Annotated in this window: 21 protein-coding genes and 1 other annotated feature; of the genes, 19 read left to right on the top strand and 2 right to left on the bottom strand. The window is 37.5% G+C overall.

Annotated elements, in window-relative coordinates:
• Positions 1–10 precede the first annotated feature (10 nt).
• The 5 genes from gatB to CKV70_RS09010 all read left to right on the top strand — a co-directional run bounded on the left by gatB (position 11) and on the right by CKV70_RS09010 (position 5691).
• On the top strand, positions 11–1441 hold the full coding sequence (gene gatB / locus CKV70_RS09030) for an Asp-tRNA(Asn)/Glu-tRNA(Gln) amidotransferase subunit GatB (protein ID WP_003733249.1): 1431 nt from the start codon (positions 11–13) through the stop codon (positions 1439–1441).
• Positions 1442–1581: 140 nt separating this feature from the next.
• Positions 1582–2514 carry a diacylglycerol kinase gene (locus tag CKV70_RS09025; RefSeq protein ID WP_003722230.1) on the top strand — a complete coding sequence of 311 codons (933 nt, stop codon included), beginning with the start codon at positions 1582–1584 and terminating at the stop codon, positions 2512–2514.
• A gap of 147 nt (positions 2515–2661) precedes the next feature.
• Positions 2662–3417 carry a hypothetical protein gene (locus CKV70_RS09020; protein ID WP_003722229.1) on the top strand — a complete coding sequence of 252 codons (756 nt, stop codon included), beginning with the start codon at positions 2662–2664 and terminating at the stop codon, positions 3415–3417.
• Between the two features lie 23 nt (positions 3418–3440).
• Entirely contained in the window at positions 3441–4802 is a 1362-nt protein-coding gene (rlmD, locus tag CKV70_RS09015) for a 23S rRNA (uracil(1939)-C(5))-methyltransferase RlmD (protein ID WP_014600921.1), read from the top strand.
• Between the two features lie 334 nt (positions 4803–5136).
• Positions 5137–5691: a hypothetical protein gene (locus tag CKV70_RS09010; RefSeq protein WP_014600920.1), complete on the top strand. Its 555-nt coding sequence runs from the start codon at positions 5137–5139 to the stop codon at positions 5689–5691.
• A gap of 30 nt (positions 5692–5721) precedes the next feature.
• Here CKV70_RS09010 and CKV70_RS09005 read toward each other — a convergent pair whose 3' ends face one another.
• Positions 5722–6210 (bottom strand): shikimate kinase, encoded by a 489-nt coding sequence (locus CKV70_RS09005; protein ID WP_322943239.1) that lies wholly within the window; start codon positions 6208–6210, stop codon positions 5722–5724.
• A 208-nt stretch (positions 6211–6418) separates the two neighbouring features.
• Here CKV70_RS09005 and CKV70_RS09000 point away from each other — a divergent pair, with 208 nt between their 5' ends.
• From CKV70_RS09000 to CKV70_RS08940, 13 genes are all read left to right on the top strand, one after another.
• Positions 6419–6928, top strand: coding sequence for a hypothetical protein (locus tag CKV70_RS09000; protein ID WP_014600919.1), 510 nt, complete (start codon positions 6419–6421; stop codon positions 6926–6928).
• 127 nt (positions 6929–7055) lie between these two features.
• The gene (gene virB / locus CKV70_RS08995; RefSeq protein WP_003722224.1) at positions 7056–7823 is read left to right on the top strand and encodes an ABC transporter ATP-binding protein VirB; all 768 of its coding nucleotides are present in this window, start codon (positions 7056–7058) and stop codon (positions 7821–7823) included.
• On the top strand, positions 7813–9792 hold the full coding sequence (virA, locus tag CKV70_RS08990) for an ABC transporter permease VirA (protein WP_003722223.1): 1980 nt from the start codon (positions 7813–7815) through the stop codon (positions 9790–9792). Before virB ends, virA begins: the two co-directional genes overlap by 11 nt.
• Before the next feature lie 62 nt (positions 9793–9854).
• Positions 9855–10532, top strand: a complete 678-nt coding sequence (gene virR / locus CKV70_RS08985) for a two-component system response regulator VirR (RefSeq protein ID WP_003722222.1) — start codon at positions 9855–9857, stop codon at positions 10530–10532.
• A gap of 70 nt (positions 10533–10602) precedes the next feature.
• A complete protein-coding gene (locus tag CKV70_RS08980) occupies positions 10603–11478 on the top strand; it encodes an SDR family oxidoreductase (protein ID WP_003722221.1) in 876 nt (291 codons plus the stop codon).
• A gap of 20 nt (positions 11479–11498) precedes the next feature.
• Positions 11499–11957 (top strand): hypothetical protein, encoded by a 459-nt coding sequence (locus CKV70_RS08975; protein ID WP_003733254.1) that lies wholly within the window; start codon positions 11499–11501, stop codon positions 11955–11957.
• 16 nt (positions 11958–11973) lie between these two features.
• Complete coding sequence (ade, locus tag CKV70_RS08970; RefSeq protein ID WP_010989802.1) at positions 11974–13716, top strand: adenine deaminase; 1743 nt, start codon at positions 11974–11976, stop codon at positions 13714–13716.
• Positions 13717–13737: 21 nt separating this feature from the next.
• On the top strand, positions 13738–14778 hold the full coding sequence (locus CKV70_RS08965; RefSeq protein ID WP_010989801.1) for a sensor histidine kinase: 1041 nt from the start codon (positions 13738–13740) through the stop codon (positions 14776–14778).
• Positions 14779–14877: 99 nt separating this feature from the next.
• Positions 14878–15118, top strand: a binding site (T-box leader).
• Between the two features lie 57 nt (positions 15119–15175).
• The gene (locus tag CKV70_RS08960; RefSeq protein ID WP_003729791.1) at positions 15176–15817 is read left to right on the top strand and encodes an amino acid ABC transporter permease; all 642 of its coding nucleotides are present in this window, start codon (positions 15176–15178) and stop codon (positions 15815–15817) included.
• Positions 15818–15827: 10 nt separating this feature from the next.
• Positions 15828–16475, top strand: a complete 648-nt coding sequence (locus tag CKV70_RS08955; RefSeq protein WP_003722216.1) for an amino acid ABC transporter ATP-binding protein — start codon at positions 15828–15830, stop codon at positions 16473–16475.
• A gap of 1 nt (position 16476) precedes the next feature.
• The gene (locus CKV70_RS08950) at positions 16477–17292 is read left to right on the top strand and encodes an amino acid ABC transporter substrate-binding protein (protein WP_009912711.1); all 816 of its coding nucleotides are present in this window, start codon (positions 16477–16479) and stop codon (positions 17290–17292) included.
• Positions 17293–17383: 91 nt separating this feature from the next.
• Entirely contained in the window at positions 17384–18490 is a 1107-nt protein-coding gene (locus CKV70_RS08945; RefSeq protein WP_010989799.1) for an iron-containing alcohol dehydrogenase family protein, read from the top strand.
• Between the two features lie 2 nt (positions 18491–18492).
• Positions 18493–19011: a GNAT family N-acetyltransferase gene (locus CKV70_RS08940; RefSeq protein ID WP_009932115.1), complete on the top strand. Its 519-nt coding sequence runs from the start codon at positions 18493–18495 to the stop codon at positions 19009–19011.
• On the opposite strand, the gene CKV70_RS08935 is transcribed toward CKV70_RS08940, so the two are convergent.
• A complete protein-coding gene (locus CKV70_RS08935; RefSeq protein WP_014600918.1) occupies positions 19008–19895 on the bottom strand; it encodes a glutamate biosynthesis transcriptional regulator GltC in 888 nt (295 codons plus the stop codon). The genes CKV70_RS08940 and CKV70_RS08935 overlap by 4 nt on opposite strands.
• Before the next feature lie 192 nt (positions 19896–20087).
• Between CKV70_RS08935 and gltB the strand changes: the two genes are divergently transcribed.
• Positions 20088–24680, top strand: a complete 4593-nt coding sequence (gltB, locus tag CKV70_RS08930; RefSeq protein ID WP_014600917.1) for a glutamate synthase large subunit — start codon at positions 20088–20090, stop codon at positions 24678–24680.
• The last annotated feature ends 11 nt before the right edge of the window (positions 24681–24691 follow it).

Here is a 24691-nt window from a genome sequence, read left to right as displayed (position 1 = left end):
GGGCGTAGCAATGAATTTTGAAACAGTTATTGGACTTGAGGTTCACGTAGAGTTAAAAACCAATTCAAAAATATTTTCTTCTGCGCCAGCTCATTTTGGAGCAGAACCAAATACAAATACAACCGTGGTAGACTTAGGTATGCCAGGTGTTTTACCAGTTTTAAATAAACGTGCTGTAGAATTCGGTATGAAAGCAGCGATGGCAATCAACTGTGAAATTGCTGAACATACAAAATTCGACCGCAAAAACTATTTCTATCCAGATAATCCCAAAGCATATCAAATTTCCCAATTTGATAAACCAATCGGCGAACATGGCTGGATTGAAATCGAAGTTGGCGGCAAAAAGAAAAAAATCGGCATCACTCGTCTTCATTTAGAAGAAGATGCTGGGAAAAACACGCATACTTCTCATGGTTATTCGTTAGTAGATATTAACCGTCAAGGAACGCCACTAATCGAAATCGTTTCTGAACCAGACATTCGTTCTGCAGAAGAAGCTTATGCGTACCTAGAAAAATTAAAATCTATTATTCAATACACTGGCGTATCCGATGTGAAAATGGAAGAAGGTTCGATGCGCTGTGATGCCAATATCTCTATCCGTCCAATCGGCCAAGAAGAATTTGGTGTGAAAACAGAACTAAAAAACCTGAACTCATTCAACAATGTGCGTAAAGGTATCGAATATGAAGAAAAACGCCAAGCAGAAGTGCTTAAGTCTGGCGGCATTATCGAACAAGAAACTCGTCGTTTTGAAGAAGCAACTGGAAAAACTTCCTTGATGCGTATCAAAGAAGGTTCTGACGATTATCGTTATTTCCCAGAGCCAGATTTAGTAGATTTATTTATTGATGACGCTTGGAAAGAACGTATTCGTGCAGAAATTCCTGAACTTCCAGATAAACGTCAAATTCGTTACATTAACGATCTTGGTTTACCGGCATATGACGCAATGGTTCTTACGCTTACGAAAGAAATGTCTGACTTTTTTGAAGCAACTCTTGTAGCTGGAGCAGATGCAAAACAAGCATCTAACTGGTTAATGGGCGAAGTTTCTGCCTACTTAAACGCAGAACAAAAAGAGCTTCATGAAACAGGACTAACTCCTGAAAACCTTGCTGGCATGATTAAATTAATCGAAGCCGGTACTATTTCCTCTAAAATTGCTAAAAAAGTTTTCCGCGAATTAGCGCAAAATGGTGGCGATGCAGAGCAAGTAGTAAAAGACAAAGGACTTGTTCAAATTTCCGATGAAGGAGCTTTACGCACTATCATCAGCGAAATTCTAGATAACAATGAGCAATCCATTGTCGATTTCAAAAATGGTAAGGATCGTGCTGTTGGATTCTTAGTTGGCCAAGTAATGAAAGCAACCAAAGGGCAAGCAAATCCGCCAATGGTTAATAAATTATTACTAGAAGAAATGAACAAACGTTAAATAATGGGCAGTGAGGCATTTGCCTCACTGCTTTATTTATTAGGAATTTATGGCGAAATTTGCTATAATATTACTATCATGTGTCAAAACGCGCTTTTCTTTTGAACAACGCTGTTTGAGTGAAGGAGAGGACAAACATAATGCAAAAACACGCTCGAGTTATTTATAATCCTACATCTGGAAGAGAAATCATTAAGAAAAACCTTGCAGATGTCCTTTCGATATTAGAGCAAGCAGGCTACGTAACATCTGCGCACGCGACTACAGCAGAGCCAGATGATGCCAAACATGCCGCTGAAGAAGCTGTAAGAAATCGATTTGATTTAGTTGTAGCAGCTGGTGGAGATGGAACCATTAATGAAGTGATTAACGGTATTGCCGAAAAAGAATATCGCCCCAAAGTAGGGATTATACCAACCGGGACAACCAACGATTTTGCAAGAGCCTTACACGTGCCTAGAGATGTGATTAAAGCAACGAAGATTATAGCAGCTGGTCAAAGTGTAGCAATGGATATAGGTAAAGCAAACGAAACTTATTTTATTAATATTGGTGGCGGAGGTCGTTTAACAGAACTCACTTACGATGTTCCTAGCCGCCTAAAAACAATGCTAGGACAACTTGCTTATTATTTAAAAGGAATTGAAATGTTACCATCCTTAAAAGCAACCAAAGTAAAAGTAGAATATGATCAAGGCGTGTTTGAAGGGGAAGTGATGTTTTTCCTATTAGGATTAACTAATTCCATTGGAGGCTTTGAAAAAATTGCTCCGGATGCTAAGCTAGATGATGGTAAATTTTCGCTTATTATCGTAAAAAAAGTCAATTTAGCCGAATTTATCCGTTTAGTCACACTGGCGCTCCGAGGAGATCATATTAAGGAACCAAATGTTATCTATGTAAAATCCGAAAAAGTAATTGTCAATTCAGAAGACAAGATGCTGATTAATCTTGACGGCGAGCTTGGCGGGGAAACCCCGATGGAATTCCGCAATTTAAGACAACATATCGAATTTTTTGCTAGTGTGGATGATATTCCAGCAACTGATTTATTCATAAAAGAAAATAGCTGAAAACTGCCCTGCTTGGTAGTTTTTTTCTTTAGCCTAAACGTCCTAATTGCAACATAGTAAAAAGGATGTAATTATTGTTAGATATTTGTCTTATTTGAGCAAAACAAGTATAATAGGTATTCTGACAAGAAATGAGGTGAATGCGATATGACAAGTGGACATCAATTTAAAAGGTTCACGATGATAATAATCGTTCTTATCATTGCTATCGCAGCGGCTGTTTTTTTCTTTTGGCAAGTGGATGCAGAAGAACAGGCTCCAAAAGTAAGTAAAACAGAGCTAATTGAAAGTAATAAAGTATGGATAAACAATCAAATGCAAATTCCAATACAAGATAAAATTATTTTATCTATCCCGGCAACAAATACAAACACAACGATTGCATCTAATGGAGATTTGATTTTAGAAACAACTAATGAAGAAATTTTAAAAGAATTAGCTTCTTCTGATAATCGTTATAAAGATATTAAAGCATATCGACTTCGTATTGAAGCAAAGAAAGTTTCTGAGTATATCACTAACACAAAATATCGTTACCCAACAACAACGATTCAGAAAAAGTTTGCCAATTATGAAATTACAAGTGGTGAACGTTCTGTACAGACAGAAAAAACGCCTGTACAAATAGAAGAAACAACAAACAATGATATCAAAGTATCTCTAAATACAAGCTATTCAAGCGATGATGCTGAAGTCGCAGCTGATATTTTTAATAGCCAAATTCCAGAAGAAACGACTATTACAGATAACACAAAAAATTTAATCACGAATAAAAATGTTACCATCTATCCAAAAACATTTGTTTATGATTTTACGTTACAAAAAAATACTATGCTTGTTTTTAAAGAGCAAGAAGAAGCAGTAATTAAAGAACCAATCGGCATCGAATATATTATTAAGTAAAGCAAAGAGAGGGGCAAGGGACTTTGGAAGCATCCCTTTTAAAAAAGAACCAATCCATTGAACTTACTATTGAAGATTTAACGCATGACGGCAGTGGGGTTGGCAAAATTGACGGATACCCATTTTTCATTCCAAATACGTTACCTGGCGAAAAAGTGACAGCAAAAATAATAAAATTAAATAAAAATTATGGTTTTGCTCGGATGGAGAATATTGAAACTGTTAGTGCAGATCGTGTAGAGCCTCCTTGTGCGGTTTATTCCAAATGTGGCGGTTGTAGTTTGCAACATTTAAGCTACGATGGCCAGCTTGAATTCAAACGAAATCAAGTGGAAGAAACGATGAAACGCATTGGTAAACTAAACGTAGAAGTTCCTGAAACGCTAGGTATGGAAAACCCGTGGCGCTACCGCAATAAATCACAAGTACCGGTAGGTTTTGTTAATGGTAAGTTAGCAGCTGGATTTTATCAAAAAAGAAGCCATGCCATTATTGATATGTCGACCTGTTTAATTCACAATGAGCAAGGTGATTTTGCTGTTCAAAAAACACGTGAAATCCTAGCTAAATACGGAACAGAGCCTTATGATGAACAAACAGGAAAAGGCGATATCCGCCATATTATGACAAGATTTGCGCGTACAACTGGACAGTTAATGATTGTCCTTGTAACAACAAAAGAACGTATGCCTTTTAAAGAAGAAATTGTACGTGATTTGGTCGAACAACTAGAATTAACTTCTATCGTTCAAAATATTAACCCACATAAAACGAATGTGATTTTTGGAGATCGTACAAAAACACTTTGGGGAAAAGATATTATTGAAGACACGATTCATGGTATTCGTTTTGCAATTTCGGCTCGTTCATTTTATCAAGTGAATCCGCTCCAAACAGAAGTTTTGTATCAACAAGCAATCGACGCGGCTGAGTTAACAGGTGAAGAAACAGTGATTGACGCTTATTGCGGCATTGGTTCTATTTCCCTTTGTCTCGCGAAAAAAGCCAAGCATGTCTATGGGGTAGAAATTGTGGATCAAGCGATACAAGATGCTCGTGCAAATGCAGAACTCAATGAATTAGCGAATACTACTTTTGAAACAGGGAAAGCAGAAGAGGTTATTCCATCTTGGTATAAAGCTGGCATTGTAGCAGATGTCTTAGTTGTCGATCCACCACGAAAAGGCTGCGATGAAAAGTTACTTGAAACTATTTTGGCAATGAAACCAAAGAAAGTAGTATATGTTTCTTGTAACCCAGGGACATTAGCCCGAGATATGAAAATATTAACAGATGGTGGCTATGTAGCGAAAAAAGTCCAACCAGTAGATATGTTTCCAATGACGACACATATTGAAGCTGTGACTGTTTTACATTTAAATTAAGTATACAAAAACCGCCATAATGGGATAAATGGCGGTTTTTGTTTTTCGAGTGTGTGGTTGACTAATAAATCAACAGACGAGATTAATAAAAACCAAGTCCAGTTTTATTTAACCACGAAATAAATAAATGGTCAAAAGAGCAAAAATTAACTTTTATGAGAATAGAACCAATTTAATTAACTAATTTCATCTGGTATAGTTAATTAAAATACAATAAAAGCGAAAATCATCCTTAAAATTGTCATGAAATTGTCACCTTTTTTTCTTCTTTCAAAAAGGTAGATAGTCTGGTAAGATGAATGTAAGAGATTTCACATGAATGGAGGAAATGAGAATGGCAATTACTATGTATATCGACCAGCCTGGTGCCGCGTTAAATCGTGAGACAACACATCCACATTTCAACGAACATTTTAAAGCGAGTTTTTATTTGGATGAAAAGGATAGCTATGGCCCATTTGGATATGAAGATGGACTTGAAGTACTTCGACGTTTAGAAGAATATTTTAGTGATAAAAGTGATCAAGGACTCAATTTATCGTCATTTCCGAAATACATGATGGAAACAGTGAAAAAAGCAAGCTATGTTCCAGCGAAAGACGATGATGTAGAGCGATTGAAACAACTTTTGGTTGAGTTTGGCAGTGATGTTCGAGCATCCGATAGAATTACTGTCTCAGCAGCTTTAGCTCAAATCAAAATCACGGGCTATGTTTTACCTGCTCTTCGTGATGCGGCACTGGAATCACTTCATCGCGAAATAGAATTGAACAAAATAGAAAATATTGACGCAGGTTATGCGGACAGTATGTTTTATGACTTATTAACATTTACAAAAGACTATACATCTGTGTTACCAGGTATGTGGTGTAGACATTGCACAGAATAAAAAAACAACGCTAATTTTAGCGCTGTTTTTTTACTTATCTAACATGGTTAAAATAGCTTGAGCAACTTCTTGTTGATTACGATTATCCGTATTAACAATAAAATCTGCGGAATCTTGATAATGAGCAATTCTTGGTTCGAAAATTGCACGAATTTCTTCGGCTGTTTTTTGCTGTACGAGCGGTCGAGTGGTGTCGCCTTTTAAGCGATTCATAAATACTTCGGGATCCGTTTCTAAATAAATAACCGGATATGTATTTTTTAAAACTTCTCTATTTTCAGGATTAAGAACAATGCCACCACCTGTTGCTATAACGGCTTTGGTTGTTGCTAATTCTTTTAATTTTTCATGTTCTAGACGGCGGAATTCTTTTTCACCATATTTAGCAAAAATGTCCGATACACTCATTCCTTGTTCGCTTGTAATTACTTCGTCAATATCGATGTACGGTAAGTCAGCTAAGTTTGCGAGTATATTTCCAACCGTTGTTTTTCCAGCTCCCATGAAGCCAATTAAGATAACTTGATCGATGATGTTCTCCTCCTTTATTGGATTATTACATTTTACTACTTAAAAGCATTAAAGAAATTATATCACAAATGCCAAAAAGGTCAACTGAAAGTAGGCTGATTTCTTTAAATTAAAAAGCTACATGAATGCCTTCTTCCCATTGTAGTATATTTTTAGTACAATAGAAATAATAGAGCTGTAAAACTGGAGGAAAATAATGATAGAAAATGAGTTAGAACATGCAAAGAAAACGGAGAAAATCGAATTTGGGGTAAATCGACGTTTGATTTTTTCAAGTTGTTTACTTTGGATGGCTGTTGGATTATTACTTTATGTTGTTTTTAGTCATATCAAAGGTGTAAATGGCATAGAGGAAATGATTTTACTCGTATTTATCGGCCTTTGTGTGTTACGTCCATTGTTTCGGTTAATTAATATCGCTCCCACCGTAGAATTAACAGAACGTGGAGTTGCTTATCGTGGTGATTTTAAACCATGGAATGAAATTAAAAAAACAGAACTGAAAAAACCAGCAATGATGCTTTTTTCACAAGGTAGATTAATAATTATGACATCGATAAATGGGCGGGAAGAAGTGGCATGGGACATAGTTGCTGCGGATGTTTCTATTAGTTTAGAGGAACTGGAAAAACTCATTCAATCGATGCGTTCAACTTATACAGATGACGAAACCATTGGAATGGAAATCTTTGTGGAAAAGAAATAATAAGAAAAATCATTTATCTGTTTTTTTACGGATAAATGATTTTTTTAATAAATACAACTATAGCCCATAGTATCTTGTTTAAAATTAAGGTAAAATAACCAAATAAGAACGTAACGGGAGGAATACAATGGAAACAGTGCTAAAGGCGCATAAAGTTAGAAAAGTATACGGTTCAAAAGGAAATTTATTTTCTGCGCTTGGAAGTATTAGTCTAGAGATACAAAAAGGCTCCTTTGTAGGCATTATGGGTCCCTCTGGTGCTGGGAAATCTACTTTATTAAATGTATTGTCTTCTATAGATAAACCAACCTCTGGAGAAATTGAGATTGGTGGAAAGCAAATTTCTACCATGAACGGAAAAGAATTAGCTGTTTTTAGAAGAGATCAGCTTGGTTTTATATTTCAAGACTATAATTTATTAGATACGATGACTGTGAAGGATAATATTGTTCTACCGCTGGCTCTTGCTCATATTAAACAAGCTGAAATTGATCAGCGGTTTGAAATTATTGCACGTCAATTTGGGATTTTTGAGTTAAGGAACAAGTACCCAACCGAAATATCTGGTGGACAAAAGCAGCGAACAGCGGTTTGTCGAGCAATGATTACTGAACCAACGCTGATTTTTGCGGATGAACCCACTGGCGCGCTTGATTCCAAATCAGCGACCAATTTATTAGAAGGACTCTCTCAAGCAAAAGATGTGCGTGATTCCACTATTATGATGGTGACGCACGATGCTTTTGCAGCCAGTTACTGCGAAAGAATTATGTTTATTAAAGATGGCGAAATTTTCACTGAAATCTACCGAGGGACAAGTTCTAGAAAACAATTTTTCCAGAAGGTATTAGATGTTTTGGCGCTTCTTGGAGGTGGCGAAAACGATGTTATTTAAAGTCGCGCTGACCAATATGCGAAAGAACTTTAATCAATATATTGTTTATTTTGTTTCGTTAATTGTTTGTGTATTAGTTTTTTTTACGTTTGTTTCGTTATCGTATAACCCGCTGATTGACACAGTGTTTAAACGTTGGGAGTTATTCGGACCGGCCATGTTTTCGTCAGCTAGTCTCATGTTAATATTGTTTATTATCTTTTTTATATTTTATTCCAATAGTTTTTTTCTTAAAAGACGAAAACGAGAAATAGGGCTTTATTCATTACTTGGTTTGCGAAAATCGCAAATTGTATTAGTATTATTTTTTGAAAATGCGATGCTATATATGCTTGCAACTATTTTTGGTGTTTTAATTGGAATTTTCTCTTCTAAATTGTTTGCAATGGTCTTATTTTGGATAGTTGGCCTTGCGATTGATGCAGAATTTATTATTTCTTTTAAAGCGATTATCGATACGATGCTGGTCTTTTTTGGTATCATGCTTTTCACATCTGTTTATGCTGTTTTTCTTGTATTACGTTATAATTTGAATCAGCTATTTAAAAATGATGAAAAAGAAGAAAAAGTAGCCAAAGGTTCGCTGGTTTTTATGTTAATTGGGTTAGCTTTAATCGCTTTTGGATACTATGTGGCAACGAGGAATATTGAAGAATCGCCTATTTGGCTAGCCTATGGTTTTTTTGATTTAATTTTAGTGATACTTGCTTGCGTTATTTTAGGAACCTGGCTGATGGTTAGGTTTGGCACCCCTTATGTAATTCGACAACTATACAATAATAAACGTTTCTTTTATAAAGGGACGAATGTGCTGGGGATTACATCGCTTCGTTTTAGGTTAAAGAAAAATGCTAGTACGATTGCGATGATTGCTGTACTTAGTGCGACAACGTTAACGATTATTGGCTCCATGAGTAGTTTTTATGTGCGTACAATTAATGATATTTCAGCGGAGAATCCCTCCAGTTATCAAGTGCTCAATATTTCTGCTAAAAATGAAAAAGAGATTATTCAAACGATTCATGATGATCAAGATCATAAATTGAAAAAGTTGATGCAAGCAGAGATGCTTAGCGCTGAAGTGGAATATAAAGATATTCCTAAATATAAGATGCATATGGATACATTCATTCATACAATTGTATCGGAATCAGAATATAATCGTATCGGTGAAAGGCAGCAGAGCGATTTTGTCCAATCTAAAAAAATTGCCTATGGTGAAGCGATCTTACTTGGAAAAAATACTTATTACGCAAGGCCAGACATTCAAGAAAAATGGCTTACTCGTAAAATGGTCGTTCAATCAAATAAATCAGCTGCAAAGAAAATGCCACCAATAAAAGTAGTGGATTTCCGAGAAAATTCAATTTTTAATACAGGAATTTCTTATGAAACGCTGGTTGTTTCCGATGAATATTATGATGATTTGGAACGACTTTTCCGCCCTGAATCTGTGACAATGTTTGATATTACTAATCCGAATCATAGTGAGAGCTTAGATAAGAAAGTGCAAACAATCGTTGACGGGGAGCCTTCATTATTCTCGGACAATGTTTCTTCCTATTATACGAATTACCACTTGATCTCCACAGTGGTAGGTTCATTATTATTTATAGGTATTTTTATTGGCATTGTATTCTTTTTAGCAACAGGAAGTATCATTTACTTCAAATTAGTTACAGATGCTGTTTCTGAAAAAGCCAAGTTTGAGATTTTATTTAAACTAGGGGTTACTGAAAAAGAAATCCGGAAAATTATTTCCAAGCAGGTATGGCCGATTTTTGTTATTCCATTATTTTTTGGAATTGCGCATTCCATGGCTGCACTGTGGGGTATTTCTGTTAATTTAATGGATAATATAAAATATCCGGTATTAATTGGTACAGGTATTTATATTGTCTGTTATACGGCGTATTACTTTTTGTGTATCAATTCTTTTACCAAAATTGTGATGGCCAATAAAAAGTAATTGGCTTTTGTGGTTATTTCAGCTAAAATGAGAAGAGAGTTCCACCGAGGGAGGCACTAGAAATGGTAAAGGTATATATCGTAGAAGATGATGAAGTGATTCGTGATACAATTCGAAAACATTTAAGTAAATGGGGATTTGAGATTGGTGTAGTAGAGGATTTTAACAATATTTTACAAGAGTTTTTAGCTTTCGAACCCCAATTAGTTATTTTAGATGTTAATCTTCCTTTCTTTGATGGTTTTTATTGGTGTAATCAAATCCGAGAAGTTTCGAATGTACCCATTATCTTTTTATCATCACGTAATTCGCGAATGGACCAAATAATGGGCATGAACATGGGTGCAGATTATTATATTGAAAAACCAGTTGATCTGGATGTTTTAATGGCGAGGATAAATGCTCTATTAAGGCGAACATATTCCTACGCAGATTTAGAAGAAGCAAATGTAATGGAGCATAATAATGTTTTCCTACACATTGATACGAACACACTTACACATTTAGAAGATAAAATTGAGCTAACGAAAAATGAATTTTTGATTTTATATGAATTAATGAAACAAAAAGGTAGCATTGTAAGTCGTGATGAAATTATGCGCGCACTTTGGGAAGATGAAAGTTTTGTTGATGATAATACATTGACAGTTAATGTTGTTCGTATTCGTAAAAAACTTGCAGAAATTGGTTTGAGCGAATTTATCAAAACAAAAAAAGGCCAAGGATATATGATTGAATGACGAAAAAACAGGGAGATAGCGCTAAAAAAACGCGAACTTCCTGTTTTTCGTAAATGGAGGAGGAGTCCAAATGAAAATTTTAGTATTCGGTGGTACTCGTTTTTTTGGCAAGAAATTAGTGGAAAGACTTGTTTCAGAAGGACATGATGTCACCATTGGCACAAGGGGAAAAACAGAAGATAATTTTGGTGATACTGTCAAACGAGTTGTTTTAAATCGAGAATCAAGAGATGCTTTATTCCAATTAGCAAAAGAAGACTGGGATGTTATTTACGATAATATATGTTTCTCTCCGAAAGAAGCACTTTATGCCGTAGATGCATTTAAAGGCAAGGTAAAACGATACATATATACATCATCACTCTCTGTTTATAGTCAAAAAGGTCGAGCTTTAGTTGAGGCTGACTTTAATCCAGAGCATTACGAAATTGTTATTGGTGATAAAGAAGATTTTGATTACGGTGAAGGGAAACGACTTGCTGAAGCCGTATTTTTCCAAAAAGCTTCTTTTCCAGTTGTAGCAGTTCGTTTTCCAATCGTGCTTGGACTTGACGATTACACAAAACGCCTTCACTTTCATATTAATCATATTAAAAACCACCAAGAAATTGGAATTAGTAATGGACAAGCTGAGATTGGCTTTATTACTTCTGATGAAGCGGCACATTTTTTAGAGTGGGTTGGCGTGGAATCGGATCTGACAGGTCCAGTAAACGCTACCTCCAATGGCACATACGCGTTAAATGGTTTTATCAAAATGCTTGAAGAAAAAATCGGGGAATTAGCACTAGTTGAAGAGGTGACGGATGACGTCGATGATTCCCCGTTCGGCATTGAAAAAACCTATTATTTAGATAATGCGAAAGCTACCGAAGCTGGTTTTGTTTTTAATGATTTAAAAGTATGGTTACCGGCTTTAGTGACAGATATTTTAAAAGAAAATTAATTTGGGGGAAAAATAACACTATGTTAAACTTTGAAGAAAAAAAAGCATTAATAGAATCTATCAATGGTTTTGAATTACATGAAATTTCTATGGGTCGTATTAACGTGCACTATCCAGCAAGTAAAAGAGATAAGAAAATCATCGTCAAACATCTTCATCCAAACGGCAATGCTTTTGTTTATGCACCATTTTTAGAGGTAGAGCCACTCGACAAACAAGGCTATGTGAATGTAAAAGATTACTCCGAAAATGAAATACGCGTATTACTATTAGAAGCAAAAGAATTCATGGATAGTGACGAGGATGGCTATAAAGAAGGTCTAACTAAAATATATCAAGACAATAGTGGCGAAAAACTTTCACTAGTGTATGAAAATAAAATGTGGGTTATTTATACGGGGGAGAACTTGGAAGCAGTTTTCCCAACCCTTGAAAGCGCGGAAGGTTATTTGCTTGATGAAGGTTTCTTTGAAGCTTAATTGACGGAGGCGAATTTTGGTGGAGAATTTAAAACAACTGCAAGAACGAGTTGCAGTAAGTGATGGACGAGCAAAAGCAGATTTAGTGATAAAAAATGGACGAATAATAAATGTCTTTTCAGGAGAAATAATGGACGGAGATATTGCCATCAAAAACGGTTATATTGCTGGTATTGGTAGTTTTCCAGATGCAGAAAAGATAATAGATGCTGCCGGTGCCTTTATTGCACCTGGTTTTATTGATGCACATGTCCACGTGGAGAGTGCGATGGTCACACCTGCTGAGTTTGCCCGTGTCTTACTCCCAAATGGTGTTACAACGATTGTTACAGACCCGCATGAAATTGCCAATGTTGCTGGAGAAAAAGGAATCGAGTTTATGCTAGAAGATGCCAAAGGGGCTCCACTAGATATGTTTGTAATGCTTCCTTCAAGCGTTCCCGCAACGGAAGGGGAGCATAATGGAGAAACACTACACGCCGAGAAACTCCACCCACTTTATAGACACGAAAAAGTAATCGGCCTTGCAGAAGTAATGGACTTTCCGTCCGTAGCAAAGGGCAGCGATGATATTTTAAGGAAAATAATCGATGCTAAAAAAGAAGGCGGTCGAATTGATGGCCACGGTGCCGGCCTAACTAGCGCTGATTTGAATAATTATTTGGCAGTTGGCATTCGGACAGACCACGAGAGCACCACGGCGAAAGAGGCGACAGACCGCTTACGTGCTGGGATGTTTGTTATGTTGCGTGAGGGAACTGTAGGTCGTGATTTACTTCAAACAATTCCTGCCGTATCTGAAAAAAATAGCCATCGTTTTTGCTTTTGCACAGATGATAAACTAATTAATGATTTAATTACAGAAGGATCGATTAACTATAACATTAAACTGGCTATCAAAAATGGAATAGACCCAATTACCGCTATCCAAATGGCAACCATTAATGCTGCTAATTGTCATAATTTGCCATACCTTGGTGCAGTTGCTGCAGGATACCAAGCGGATATTGTTTTTCTAACAGATATAGAAACAGTAGAAATTAGTAAAGTTTTGAAAAATGGAGAAGTAGTCGTGGATAATGGTGTTCGTAACGAAGCAGCTTTTAAGCAACAAGCAGCAGTACCATTTGTATCTCCACCAATTAATCATCATGTACATTTACAAGATTTAGCGTTACCTTTGACCAAAGAAACGTGTTATGTAATCGGAATGCAACCCAATAGCTTATTTACAGAAAAACGTATCGAACAAGTGACTATTCAAGGCGGTAAGTTTGTTCCAACCGTGGAAAACGATTTACTCAAAATGGCAGTTGTAGAGCGTCACCATGATACTGGTTGTGTCGGAGTGGGTATCGTAAAAGGCTTTGGTTTAACAGAAGGCGCAATTGCTACGACTGTCGCGCACGATTCTCATAATATTGTTGCTGTTGGCGTTAGTGATGAAGCAATGAAAGCGGCTATTGATCATATTACTCAAACAGGTGGCGGGATTGCTGTAGTAAACGGAGCTGGTCAGGTACTTCATGATTTAGCCCTTCCTATCGCTGGATTGCTTAGTGATAAATCATACGAAGAAGTGGAAAACGATTTAGCGGGCCTTTTAAATGCCTTTAAACAGATTAGTACAGCTAACGGTTTTGATCCATTTTTAACATTGTCATTCTTAACATTACCAGTTATTCCAGAATTAAAATTAACCGATCAAGGGTTGTTTGATTTTGCTACGTTTCAAATTATTTCAAATGAAGTAAACTAATTAGTAGCGAGGAGGTGCGCCATGAATTGGTGGAGTTATTTAAAAGATAAGCGATTTTTCTTATTGTTTTTTTGTAGTATTATGTTTTTTGTGGGCGTGTTGATTTCGATTGATCCGAACAGTAAATTAACGCTTGGAAATTTCATTTACTTGTATGTTTTTGTTTTAGTCTTCTTGCTTTCCTATCTCGTGCTGGGCTATTTCTTTAAATATAGTTATTGGCGCGAAATGAAGGAACTTGTTAGCGGGGAGATTGAAGAGAATATCATTGAATTACTACCAAAACCACGTACTCGCGAACAAGCCTTTTTTAACCAACTAATGGCGAAGAAACATAAAGAAGAATTACGAACAATTAGTAAGCTACAGGATAAACAGCAAGAATACCATGATTTTATTTTATACTGGGTACATGAAGTAAAAACCCCAGTTGTTGCAAGTAAAATGTTAATTAACAATCCTGATTTAAATGATACAGAAACAATTTTCAAGCAAATTGATGAAGAATTAACAACAATAGATAAATTAGTTATGCAGGCACTTTATTTTTCACGACTAGATACATTCTCAAAAGACTATTTTATTCAGGAGCAAAATCTTGGAGTAGTAGTGCGCGAATCGGTCAAACGTCATTCTAAACTTTTCATTGGGAAGAAAATGAAATTGGATTTGCAAAATGTAGATATGGATGTGCGGACGGATAGTAAGTGGCTTGGTTTTATTTTGGATCAAATCTTGTCCAATGCACTCAAATACACAAAAAGTGGTGGCGAAGTAAAAATTTGGTGTGATACAGAAGCATCGGGTAAGAAAGTTTTGCACATGAAAGACAATGGACGTGGAATTAAGGAAGAAGATTTACCACGTGTTTTCGAGCAAGGTTTCACGGGTAATATTGGTAGACAAGAGAAAAAAGCAACGGGCATGGGTTTATACCTAGCTAAACAAATGGCAAAGAAACTAGGTCACGAAATTTGTATTCAATCTGAGAGTGGCGTAGGAACAGAAGTGAAAATCTACTTTGAACAGAAAGATGATTACTTACTGATTGCCAAAGATTAATAAAAAGTGGTACACCAATTATGATTGGCGTATCACTTTTTTTGTAAATAAAACGGTTGACTCTATCGCTTTATCGTGGTAGAGTATTAGCAAGAAGAAGTAAAAGCGTCGAACAGAACAAGTAGAGCGTAATTCTTTAGAAGAGAGTCCTTGGTTGGTGTGAAAGGATAAAGATAGCGTTATCGAACACATCTCGGAGCTGGTTTGCTGAAGCATAAGTGAGTAGGTGAACTCGGGTTAAGCCCGTTATAGCTTGTTAGTCTCGAACTAACAGAGGTTGATACTGCGAAGTATCAGCAAATTGAGGTGGAACCACGTGAATATTATTCTCGTCCTCTTGGCCAATTAGTGCCAAGTGCGACGGGATTTTTTTATGTTAAAAAAGGAGCGAAGAATTATGGATTATATCATGGAGATTTTACCAGCATTACTTGACGGGGCGAAAACAACATTACTCGTTTTTGTTGTTACATTAGTTTGTTCTATACCATTAGGAGCGGTTGTGGCAGTGGGAAATATTAGCAAAATAGCCCCACTTAAATTCATTTTAAATATTTACATTTGGATTATGCGAGGCACGCCTTTACTTTTACAATTAATTTTTATTTATTATGGGTTACCGATTATCGGGGTTGTTTTTGACCGAATGGATGCCGTGTTTATTGCTTTTATTTTAAATTATGCAGCTTATTTTGCAGAGATTTTCCGCGGGGGATTTCTTTCCATCGAAAATGGGCAATATGAGAGCGCCAAGGTTTTAGGTCTTACTTACGGCCAGACACTTCGGAAAATTGTCTTACCACAAGTTGTCAAACGTGTCTTACCAGCAATTGGGAATGAAGTTATTAACTTAGTAAAAGACTCGTCCTTAGTATACATTCTCGGAATTGGCGATTTACTAAGAGCTGGGAAAATTGCAATGAGTAGAGATGTTACACTGATTCCACTCGTATTAGTAGCAGCAATCTACTTAGCATTAACTGCCATTCTAACTGTATTATTTAAACAACTTGAAAAACGTTTTAGTTATTATAAATGAGGTGAAGAAAATGTTGGAAATTAAAAATCTATCGAAAAAATTTGATCAAAAAACAATTTTAGATAATGTGAATATTTCTCTTCAAGATGGTGAAATTCTCTCAATTGTTGGTCCATCAGGTGGTGGGAAAACAACTTTACTTCGCTGTATTAGTGGACTGGAAAAAATGGATGCAGGTGAAATTTTTATTGACGGGGAAAAAATTGATCCAATGTCGAGAAAAGACGTAGAAAATACAATTGGTGTTGTTTTCCAAGAATTCCACTTGTTTCCTCACTTAAGTGTTTTAGATAATTTGATTTTGGCACCGACACTTGCTCGGAAAACCAAGAAAGCTGAAGCCGTTAAAGAAGCAGAACGATTACTTGGTTTACTTGATTTAGCCGATAAAGCAAATAGTATGCCATACCAATTATCCGGCGGACAAAAACAACGGGTCGCGATTGCCAGAGCGCTTGCGATGAATCCCAAAGTGCTGCTATTTGATGAACCGACATCCGCTTTAGATCCTGACTTGCGCGATCATGTTGCAGCACTGATATTAAGTTTGAAAAAGGTTGGTATTACACAGATTATCGTTACACATGATCACGCTTTTGCTGAAAAAGTTGCGGATCAAATGATGGAAGTAGAACCACTAAAAAAGGAGGCAATCTAACATGAAAAAAGGATTATTAATAACTGTAATGTTAATGGTGATGTTAGCGCTGGGAGCTTGTTCCAGCAGTGAATCTAAAGAGGACCAGTGGAGTAGAATAAAAAAAGATAAAGAAGTTGTAATTGGTTTAGATGATAGTTTTGTACCGATGGGATTTCGTGATAAAGACGATAATTTGGTTGGTTTTGATATTGATCTTGCGAAAGCTGTATTTGCAGAATATGGCATCAAAGCAAAATTCACACCGATTGACTGGACGATGAAAGAATCGGAACTAAAGAATGGATCGATTGATTTAATTTGGAATGGTTATACTGTGACGGACGCAAGGAAAAAACAAGTCGCTTTTAGTCAACCTTACATGAAAAATGAACAAGTATTAGTTACTTTAAAATCAAGCAATATTAATCAATTTAGCGATATGAAAAATAAAACGCTTGGTGCGCAAAATGGGGCAAGTTCCATCGATGATATGGCGAAAAAACCAGAAGTGTTAACAGACATTATAAATAATAACGAACCAGAATTATACGATACGTTTGATACAGCTTTTATCGATTTAAATAATAAACGGATTGATGGTCTAATTATTGATGAAGTATACGCGCGTTATTACATTGATAAACAAAAAAATAAAGGCGATTACAATATTATAACAGGTGGTTTTGATGCAACAGATTTTGCTGTAGGAATGCGCAAAAGTGATAAAGAACTACAAACAAAAATCAATGAAGCTTTTGAAAAATTATACAAAGAAGGAAAAATGCAAGAAATTAGTAAAAAATGGTTTGGAGATGACGAAATCGCTAAGCAATAGTGCGATTGACAGTAGGTTTAAGTTCCTATACAATTTGAATTATAAATGTCGCAGCCGAATATCCGACCGTGCCAGACAGAAGGGATGATTTTTGTTGAATAAAGAATTGATTGTTCGCGGAGCTCCGCAAGAATATTTATGCCAAGTAGGCGCGTGGGATACATTACCTACTCACCTAGAACGCCGCGGTTTGAAAAATGTATTAGTAGTTCGTGGAAATGCTTCTTGGGAAGTCGCTAAAAAGAAATTCCCTGTTTTATCAACTGTTACATCTACTTTTGAAGTATATAATGGTGGTTCTACCTACGAGGAGCGCGATCGTCTGGTGGCAATCATGGAAACAAATAAGATGGATGCGATTATCGCAGTAGGTGGCGGGAAAATAGCTGACGTATGTAAAGCGGCAGCAGCAGTTTTACGTTTGCCAGTTATTATCTTACCGACGCTTGCATCAACTTGTGCCGCTTATACACCACTTAGTGTGATGTACGACGAAGAGGGCGCTATGATTCGTTACGATGTGTTTGCGAGTAGTAATGCGCTTTTATTAATTGATCCGGAAATGATTTTAGACTCACCAAAAGAGTTACTAATTGCAGGAATCGGTGATACGCTAGCTAAATGGTATGAAGCAGATGTGATTATAAATTCTTTACCGACCAAATCTGTCGAAATTGAAATCGCGCACTTTGCAGCTAAAATGTGTCGTGATAATTTGCTGCAATATAGTGGAGAAGCTCTTGCTGCCATGGATAAACAAGTGTTAAATGAAGCATTTGTTAAAATTATCGAGACTAATATTTTAGTTGGTGGAATGGTTGGAGGTTTTGGCGATGATTATGGTCGTTGTGCCGGAGCACATTCGATTCATGATGCGCTAACAATGGTTCCGGAAACGCACCATTTACTACACGGTAATAAAGTAGCATACGGAATCTTAGTTCAATTAGTAATAGAAAATAGATGGGATGAAATCGAACGCCTATTGCCATTTTATTCTGAGCTTGGACTTCCGATGAGTTTGTATGATATGGGGCTTGCGACACTTGCAGAAGAAACGCTTGTGGACGTATCTAGACGTGCAACGGAACCGCATGAAACAATCCATATGATGCCCGGTGAAATGACAGCTGATGTGGTGTTAAATGCGATGAAACAGTTAGAAGATAGTATGGCAATGAAACGAGTGACTAAGTAAAAATGATTATTCGGAAAGAACAACCACAAGATTACGAGGCCATTCGTCGTGTGAATGAGGAAGCTTTTAAAGGTACTGTAGAAGCAGACTTAATTGAAAGTATTCGGAGATCTGATTATTATCAACCGGCGTTATCTCTTGTTGCCGAAGCGGAAGATGGACTGATTGTTGGGTACATTATGTTTAGTGAGATTTCGCTTGAAGCAGCTGGACGAAGCAGATTTATTTTAGCACTTGCGCCACTTGCTGTTTTACCTGCATATCAAGGGACACGAGTTGGCTCGAGATTAATGGAAGAAGGAATCCGTTTATCACGCGAAAAAGCATATCCGGCCATTGCTGTGCTTGGACATGCTGATTATTATCCGCGATTTGGGTTTATTCCTTCTGAGCAGTTTGCCATTCCGGCGCCATTTGATGTGCCTGCTGAATACTTTATGTTGTTAGAATTATATGATGGTAGTTTAGAAAATTTAGCTGGAACTATCCATTATCCAGCTGCATTTTCTGAAAATAATTAATTCGAAAAGAACGAAATAATAAAGGAACGGAACAAATTCTCGGAAGGGGATAGGTTCCGTTTTTTTGTCGTAATAATCCCGACCGAACGCCGCAATTCTTTATCACGCAAAGCGATACTTTTCGTTTCCTTAAAAATCGCTCCATCTAAAATCATTTCGGGCAAAATACTAATACCAAGGCCTGCTCCGACAAGTCCTTGAATCGTATAAAAATCTCTACTTTGAAATGCTATTTGTGGCTCGAATCCTTTTTTATTGGCAGCTTTTGTTACGATTTTATATAAATCAAAGTCTTCTGGATAAAGGACGAATTTTTCGGAAGCGAGCTCTTTTAGTGAAACGGTGAAATTTTCAGCAAGTGGATGGGTTTTAGGGACAATTAGCTTCAATTTTTCATCAAAAAAACGAATGGCTTCAATTTGTTCGCTAGATTCTGGGACAGGCGATAAAAAAGTCATATCAAGGACGCCGCTTAAGAGCATCTCGGTAAGTTCTTCATTGGTTCCTTCCATAAACTGGTAGGTAATTTGCGGATATTTTTCCCGAAAGGTCGAAATAACGGATGGCAACACTTTGGTAGACAGGGAGTTCGGTAAGCCGACGCGAACAGTTCCTTTTGCGGGATCGGTATATTCGGCCACGAGTGCTTCGGCTTTTTGTAGTTCATTTAATGCGATTGCTGCTTGTTTTAAGAAATCTTGACCAACGCTGGTGAGTTGCATATTTCTTCCAACACGGTCAAATAAATGCACGCCGAGTTCTTCTTCGAGTTTCGTTATCTGTCTACTAACGGCAGATTGGGCTACGTGTAAATTCTCACTAGCTTTGGTCATATGCTCAACGCGGGCTACTTCCATAAAATACTTTAATTGTCGTAGTTCCATTTCTTACCTCCGATTGTTCTCGAAATGAGATTGTTTTATTCTATTATATATATTGTTTCGATAAATGAAAAGGAATAAAATAGATACTACAAGAAATGTAAGGTAAGCTGAATCGCTGGTTAATTATCAGTTAATTTAAATAATTACCAGAAAGACTTAGAAGGATTCGGTTTTTGAAGAGGAGGAACTAGGATGAAACAAACTAATTTACCAAAAAAACACGGCCTATACAATCCAGAAAATGAGCACGATGCTTGTGGAATTGGCTTCGTAGCAAATATTAAAAAGATTTCTTCTCATAAAATTGTCGAACAAGGTATTCATATGCTTTGTCAATTAAAGCACCGCGGTGGAGAAGTTGGTGGGGATACGGGCGATGGCGCTGGTATTTTACTTGAGATTTCAGACTCTTTCTTCCGACGCGAGTGTAGCAAACTAGGTATTACTTTACCTGGAAAATATCATTATGCTGTTGGGATGTTTAATTTCCCTCAAAATAAAACAGAACGTGAATGTTTAATGAACGAAACAGAAAAACTGATTGCGAGTGAAGGCCAAATGTTCCTTGGTTGGCGCAAATTACCAACTGATGTAACAAAGGTAGGTGCCGGTGCAAGAAAAACAGAACCAGCGATTTATCAACTTTTTATTCAGAAAAACGCTGAATTAGATGAAGCTGGGTTTGAACGGGCACTTTATTTAATTAGAAAGCAAATCGAAAAATTTGCTGCGACTTCTAAGCTAATTACAGAGACTTTCTACGTTCCAAGTTTATCAACGAGAACGGTTATCTTTAAAGGAATGCTACTACCAGAACAAATTAACCAATATTATTTAGACTTAGCAGATCCGGCGTATGTATCGGCTTTTGCGCTAGTGCATTCACGCTTCTCGACGAATACTTTTCCTAGTTGGGAGCGGGCGCATCCGTACCGTTATTTAATTCATAATGGTGAAATTAATACGCAACGAGGCAATGTCAACTGGATGAAAGCTCGGGAGAAAAGAGCGGAATCTGGTTTACTTGGTGACGATTTAGCCAAATTACTGCCAATTATTGATGAAAGCGGTAGTGACTCGGCAACTTTAGATAATGCGTTAGAATTTTTAGTGCAAGCAGGGCGTTCATTACCTCATGCGGCGATGATGCTTATTCCAGAACCTTGGGATAAAAATCCGCATATGACGGATCCGAAACGTGCTTTTTACGAATATCATAGTACTTTAATGGAGCCGTGGGATGGGCCGACATCAATTTCCTTTACGAATGGTCGAGTTATTGGGACGATTTTGGATAGAAATGGCTTACGTCCGGCGCGTTATTATGAAACGAAAGACCATACGATTATTTATTCTTCGGAAACGGGCGTTGTGCCAGTGGATCCGAGTGAAATTATTCGCAAAGAAACGGTTGGCGCAGGAACGATGTTGTTAATTGATTTAGAAGAAGGACGAATTGTGGCGGACGCTGAATTAAAAGAAGAACTAACAACGGAAAAACCGTACCGTGAATGGTTGGAAGCGGAAATGACAGAAATTGCCGATTTAGCAGCAGCCGATTTACATTATGAAGCAATGGATAAATCAGAACGTTTTAAAAAACAACGAGCATTTGGTTACACACAAGACGAATTAAATAAAATTTTGATTCCGATGGTAACAGAGAAAAAAGATCCAATGGGCGCAATGGGTTATGACGCACCACTTGCTGTTTTAAGCCAACGACCACAAGTGTTATTTAATTACTTTAAACAACTTTTTGCGCAAGTAACCAACCCTCCGATTGATGGGATTCGCGAAGAAACGGTGACTTCAGCGATGACGTTACTTGGTGATGAAGGTAATATTCTAAATCCAACTGCTCAAAATGCTAACCGGATTCGCTTAAAAACACCGATTTTATCTCGAAGGGAATTTGCGGCACTTGAACAACAAACAAAATTTGCCCAACCGACTGTCACTTTACCAATTTTATTTAAAGCAGAGGAAAGAGATGGTTTAGAAGCTCGCCTAGAAGCATTATTTGCAGAAGCGGATGAAAAAATCGCAGCTGGGGCAGAATTGCTCATTTTATCAGATGAGGGGGTGAATGCGGACTGGATTGGCATTCCTTCTCTGTTAGCTGTCAGTGGCTTACATCATCATTTAGTTAAAGCTGGTACGCGTACACAAGTGAGTATTATCGTGAAAACAGCGGAAGCGAGAGATGTCCATCAATGTGCGCTTTTAATTGGCTACGGGGCAGACGCGGTATTTCCAAGTCTTGCTATCGATACGTTTGACGGATTGATTAAAGAAGGTCGAATCAAAGGATTTACACTTGATGAGGCGGAAAGTCGTTATATTGAAGCAATTACAGATGGAATTCTAAAAATCATGTCGAAAATGGGGATATCTACGGTGCAAAGTTACCGCGGGGCGCAGATTTTTGAAGCAATCGGAATTGGCGATGAGGTGATTAAACATTACTTCCCAGGTACAGCCTCACAAATTGGCGGGATTCCACTAGATGTCATTGCGCAAGAAGCATGGCTGCGTCACCGCGAAGCTTATCATGATATTGGCTACCAGAGTTTCACGCTTAATACAGGCGGGGAATATCAGTGGCGCTCAAACGGAGAATATCATGTATACAATCCGCTTGCGATTCATTCTTTGCAACAAGCTACCCGTGAAAATGACCGTGAAACGTATAATCTTTATTCAGATTTAATGCAAAATCAAAATAATGCCTTTTTAAGAGGATTACTCACTTTTACAAGTGATCGCAAACCGATTCCACTGGACGAAGTAGAGCCGGCCGAAGCCATTTTCAAACGATTTAAATCAGGCGCGATGTCTTATGGTTCGATTAGTCAAGAAGCTCATGAAGCGCTTGCTATCGCAATGAATCGTATTGGTGGGAAAAGTAATAGTGGGGAAGGCGGCGAAAACCCGAACCGTTTTACTCCGGACGAAAATGGTGATTGGCGTAGAAGTGCTATTAAGCAAATTGCATCTGGTCGTTTTGGTGTTACAAGTCATTACTTGGTCAATGCAGAGGAACTGCAAATCAAGATGGCTCAAGGAGCGAAACCTGGTGAAGGTGGACACTTGCCTGGAAATAAAGTCTACCCATGGATTTCGAAAACGCGTGGTTCAACAACTGGTGTAGGATTGATTTCACCACCGCCACATCATGATATTTACTCGATTGAAGATTTGTCTCAATTGATTTTCGATTTGAAAAATGCAAATCAAAATGCACGTATCAATGTGAAACTAGTTTCGAAAACTGGTATTGGCACGATTGCTGCAGGTGTAGCAAAAGGGAACGCGGACGTTATTTTAGTTAGTGGTTATGAAGGTGGAACTGGTGCGGCGGCAAGAACAAGTATCCGACACGCGGGAGTGCCGTGGGAAATCGGCTTGGCAGAAACACACCAAACATTACTATTAAACGGTCTTAGAAACAAAGTCGTTGTCGAAACAGATGGCAAACTAATGACAGGAAAAGACGTCCTAGTTGCCGCTATGCTCGGCGCGGAAGAATTCGGTTTCGCAACTGCGCCACTCGTAACATTAGGTTGTGTGATGATGCGTGTTTGCCATTTGGATACATGTCCGGTAGGTGTAGCCACACAGAATCCAGAGCTTCGGAAGAAATTCAGTGGTTCTGCAGATTATGTCGTGAACTTCTTCCATTTTATCGTTGCTGAAATGCGCGAAATGATGGCGGAACTTGGCTTTAGAAGTTTAACAGAAATCATTGGACATAAAGAATTTTTAACTACTCACGAGAAAAAAGAAGCGCATTGGAAAGCAAAATATATCGACTTTTCGAATATGCTTTATAGTGATGATTTTTATAAAAAACAAGTCCAATATTGTACAAAACAACAAGACCACAAAATCGACCAAACGCTTGATATGCGCGAACTTGTGCCATTAATTCAGCCAGCACTAGAAAACGGTGAAAAAGTAACTGGAACTTTCGCTGTACGAAATGTTGACCGCGCGATTGGAACGATTGCTGGTTCCTTTATTAGTAAAAAATACGGAGCGGCAGGGTTACCAGAAGATACCATTTCGCTTGATTTTGTCGGATCAGCTGGTCAAAGCTTTGGTGCTTATACACCGCTCGGCATGACGCTCCGAATTCACGGCGACGCCAATGATTACTTCGGAAAAGGACTTTCAGGTGGTAAATTAATTGTTAGTCCGGATGCTAAGACACCTATTAAACCTCATGATTCCGCGATTGTTGGAAATGTAACGCTTTACGGTGCAACAGGTGGATTTGCCTATATGCACGGAAAAGCGGGTGCACGTTTCGCCGTTCGGAATAGTGGTGCAACAGCTGTCGTTGAAGGTATTGGCGACAACGGTTGTGAATATATGACAGGAGGTGCGGTAGTTGTTCTCGGTGACATTGGGGAGAACTTCGCAGCTGGAATGTCTGGTGGGGTTGCTTACATTTATACTAATAATAAACAAGCAACAACTGCCAAAATCAATCATGAACTTGTAAATAGTCGCTCTACTTTTAGCACATCCGAATTAACTAAATTAAAACAGCTGATTGAACAACATGCAAACCTTACAGGAAGTGATTTCGCCCAAGATATTCTACAAAATTGGGAAGCAGAGAAAGCGAATTTTATTTTCGTCATTCCAAATGAATATGAAATGATGCTGACGAGAATCACGACGCTTGAACAAACTGGAAAAACACACGATGAAGCAGAATTACAAGCTTTTTATGAACATAAAGATGGAAAACTAGTTGCCGGAGTGGCGAAATAGAGAGGAGTGAA

Origin of the sequence: Listeria monocytogenes, assembly GCF_900187225.1 — a bacterium.
Classification (GTDB): domain Bacteria; phylum Bacillota; class Bacilli; order Lactobacillales; family Listeriaceae; genus Listeria; species Listeria monocytogenes.
The sequence above is the reverse complement of the archived record's forward strand: the minus strand, read 5'-3'. Positions and strand labels throughout refer to the sequence as shown.

Excerpts from the sequence above, each read along its gene's own strand:
- gatB (WP_003733249.1), top strand. The coding sequence starts at position 11 with ATGAATTTTGAAACAGTTATTGGACTTGAGGTTCACGTAGAGTTAAAA.
- CKV70_RS09025 (WP_003722230.1), top strand. The coding sequence starts at position 1,582 with ATGCAAAAACACGCTCGAGTTATTTATAATCCTACATCTGGAAGAGAA.
- CKV70_RS09020 (WP_003722229.1), top strand. The coding sequence starts at position 2,662 with ATGACAAGTGGACATCAATTTAAAAGGTTCACGATGATAATAATCGTT.
- CKV70_RS09010 (WP_014600920.1), top strand. The coding sequence starts at position 5,137 with ATGGCAATTACTATGTATATCGACCAGCCTGGTGCCGCGTTAAATCGT.
- CKV70_RS09000 (WP_014600919.1), top strand. The coding sequence starts at position 6,419 with ATGATAGAAAATGAGTTAGAACATGCAAAGAAAACGGAGAAAATCGAA.
- virB (WP_003722224.1), top strand. The coding sequence starts at position 7,056 with ATGGAAACAGTGCTAAAGGCGCATAAAGTTAGAAAAGTATACGGTTCA.
- virA (WP_003722223.1), top strand. The coding sequence starts at position 7,813 with ATGTTATTTAAAGTCGCGCTGACCAATATGCGAAAGAACTTTAATCAA.
- virR (WP_003722222.1), top strand. The coding sequence starts at position 9,855 with ATGGTAAAGGTATATATCGTAGAAGATGATGAAGTGATTCGTGATACA.
- CKV70_RS08980 (WP_003722221.1), top strand. The coding sequence starts at position 10,603 with ATGAAAATTTTAGTATTCGGTGGTACTCGTTTTTTTGGCAAGAAATTA.
- CKV70_RS08975 (WP_003733254.1), top strand. The coding sequence starts at position 11,499 with ATGTTAAACTTTGAAGAAAAAAAAGCATTAATAGAATCTATCAATGGT.
- CKV70_RS08965 (WP_010989801.1), top strand. The coding sequence starts at position 13,738 with ATGAATTGGTGGAGTTATTTAAAAGATAAGCGATTTTTCTTATTGTTT.
- CKV70_RS08960 (WP_003729791.1), top strand. The coding sequence starts at position 15,176 with ATGGATTATATCATGGAGATTTTACCAGCATTACTTGACGGGGCGAAA.
- CKV70_RS08955 (WP_003722216.1), top strand. The coding sequence starts at position 15,828 with ATGTTGGAAATTAAAAATCTATCGAAAAAATTTGATCAAAAAACAATT.
- CKV70_RS08950 (WP_009912711.1), top strand. The coding sequence starts at position 16,477 with ATGAAAAAAGGATTATTAATAACTGTAATGTTAATGGTGATGTTAGCG.
- CKV70_RS08940 (WP_009932115.1), top strand. The coding sequence starts at position 18,493 with ATGATTATTCGGAAAGAACAACCACAAGATTACGAGGCCATTCGTCGT.
- CKV70_RS08935 (WP_014600918.1), bottom strand. The coding sequence starts at position 19,895 with ATGGAACTACGACAATTAAAGTATTTTATGGAAGTAGCCCGCGTTGAG.
- gltB (WP_014600917.1), top strand. The coding sequence starts at position 20,088 with ATGAAACAAACTAATTTACCAAAAAAACACGGCCTATACAATCCAGAA.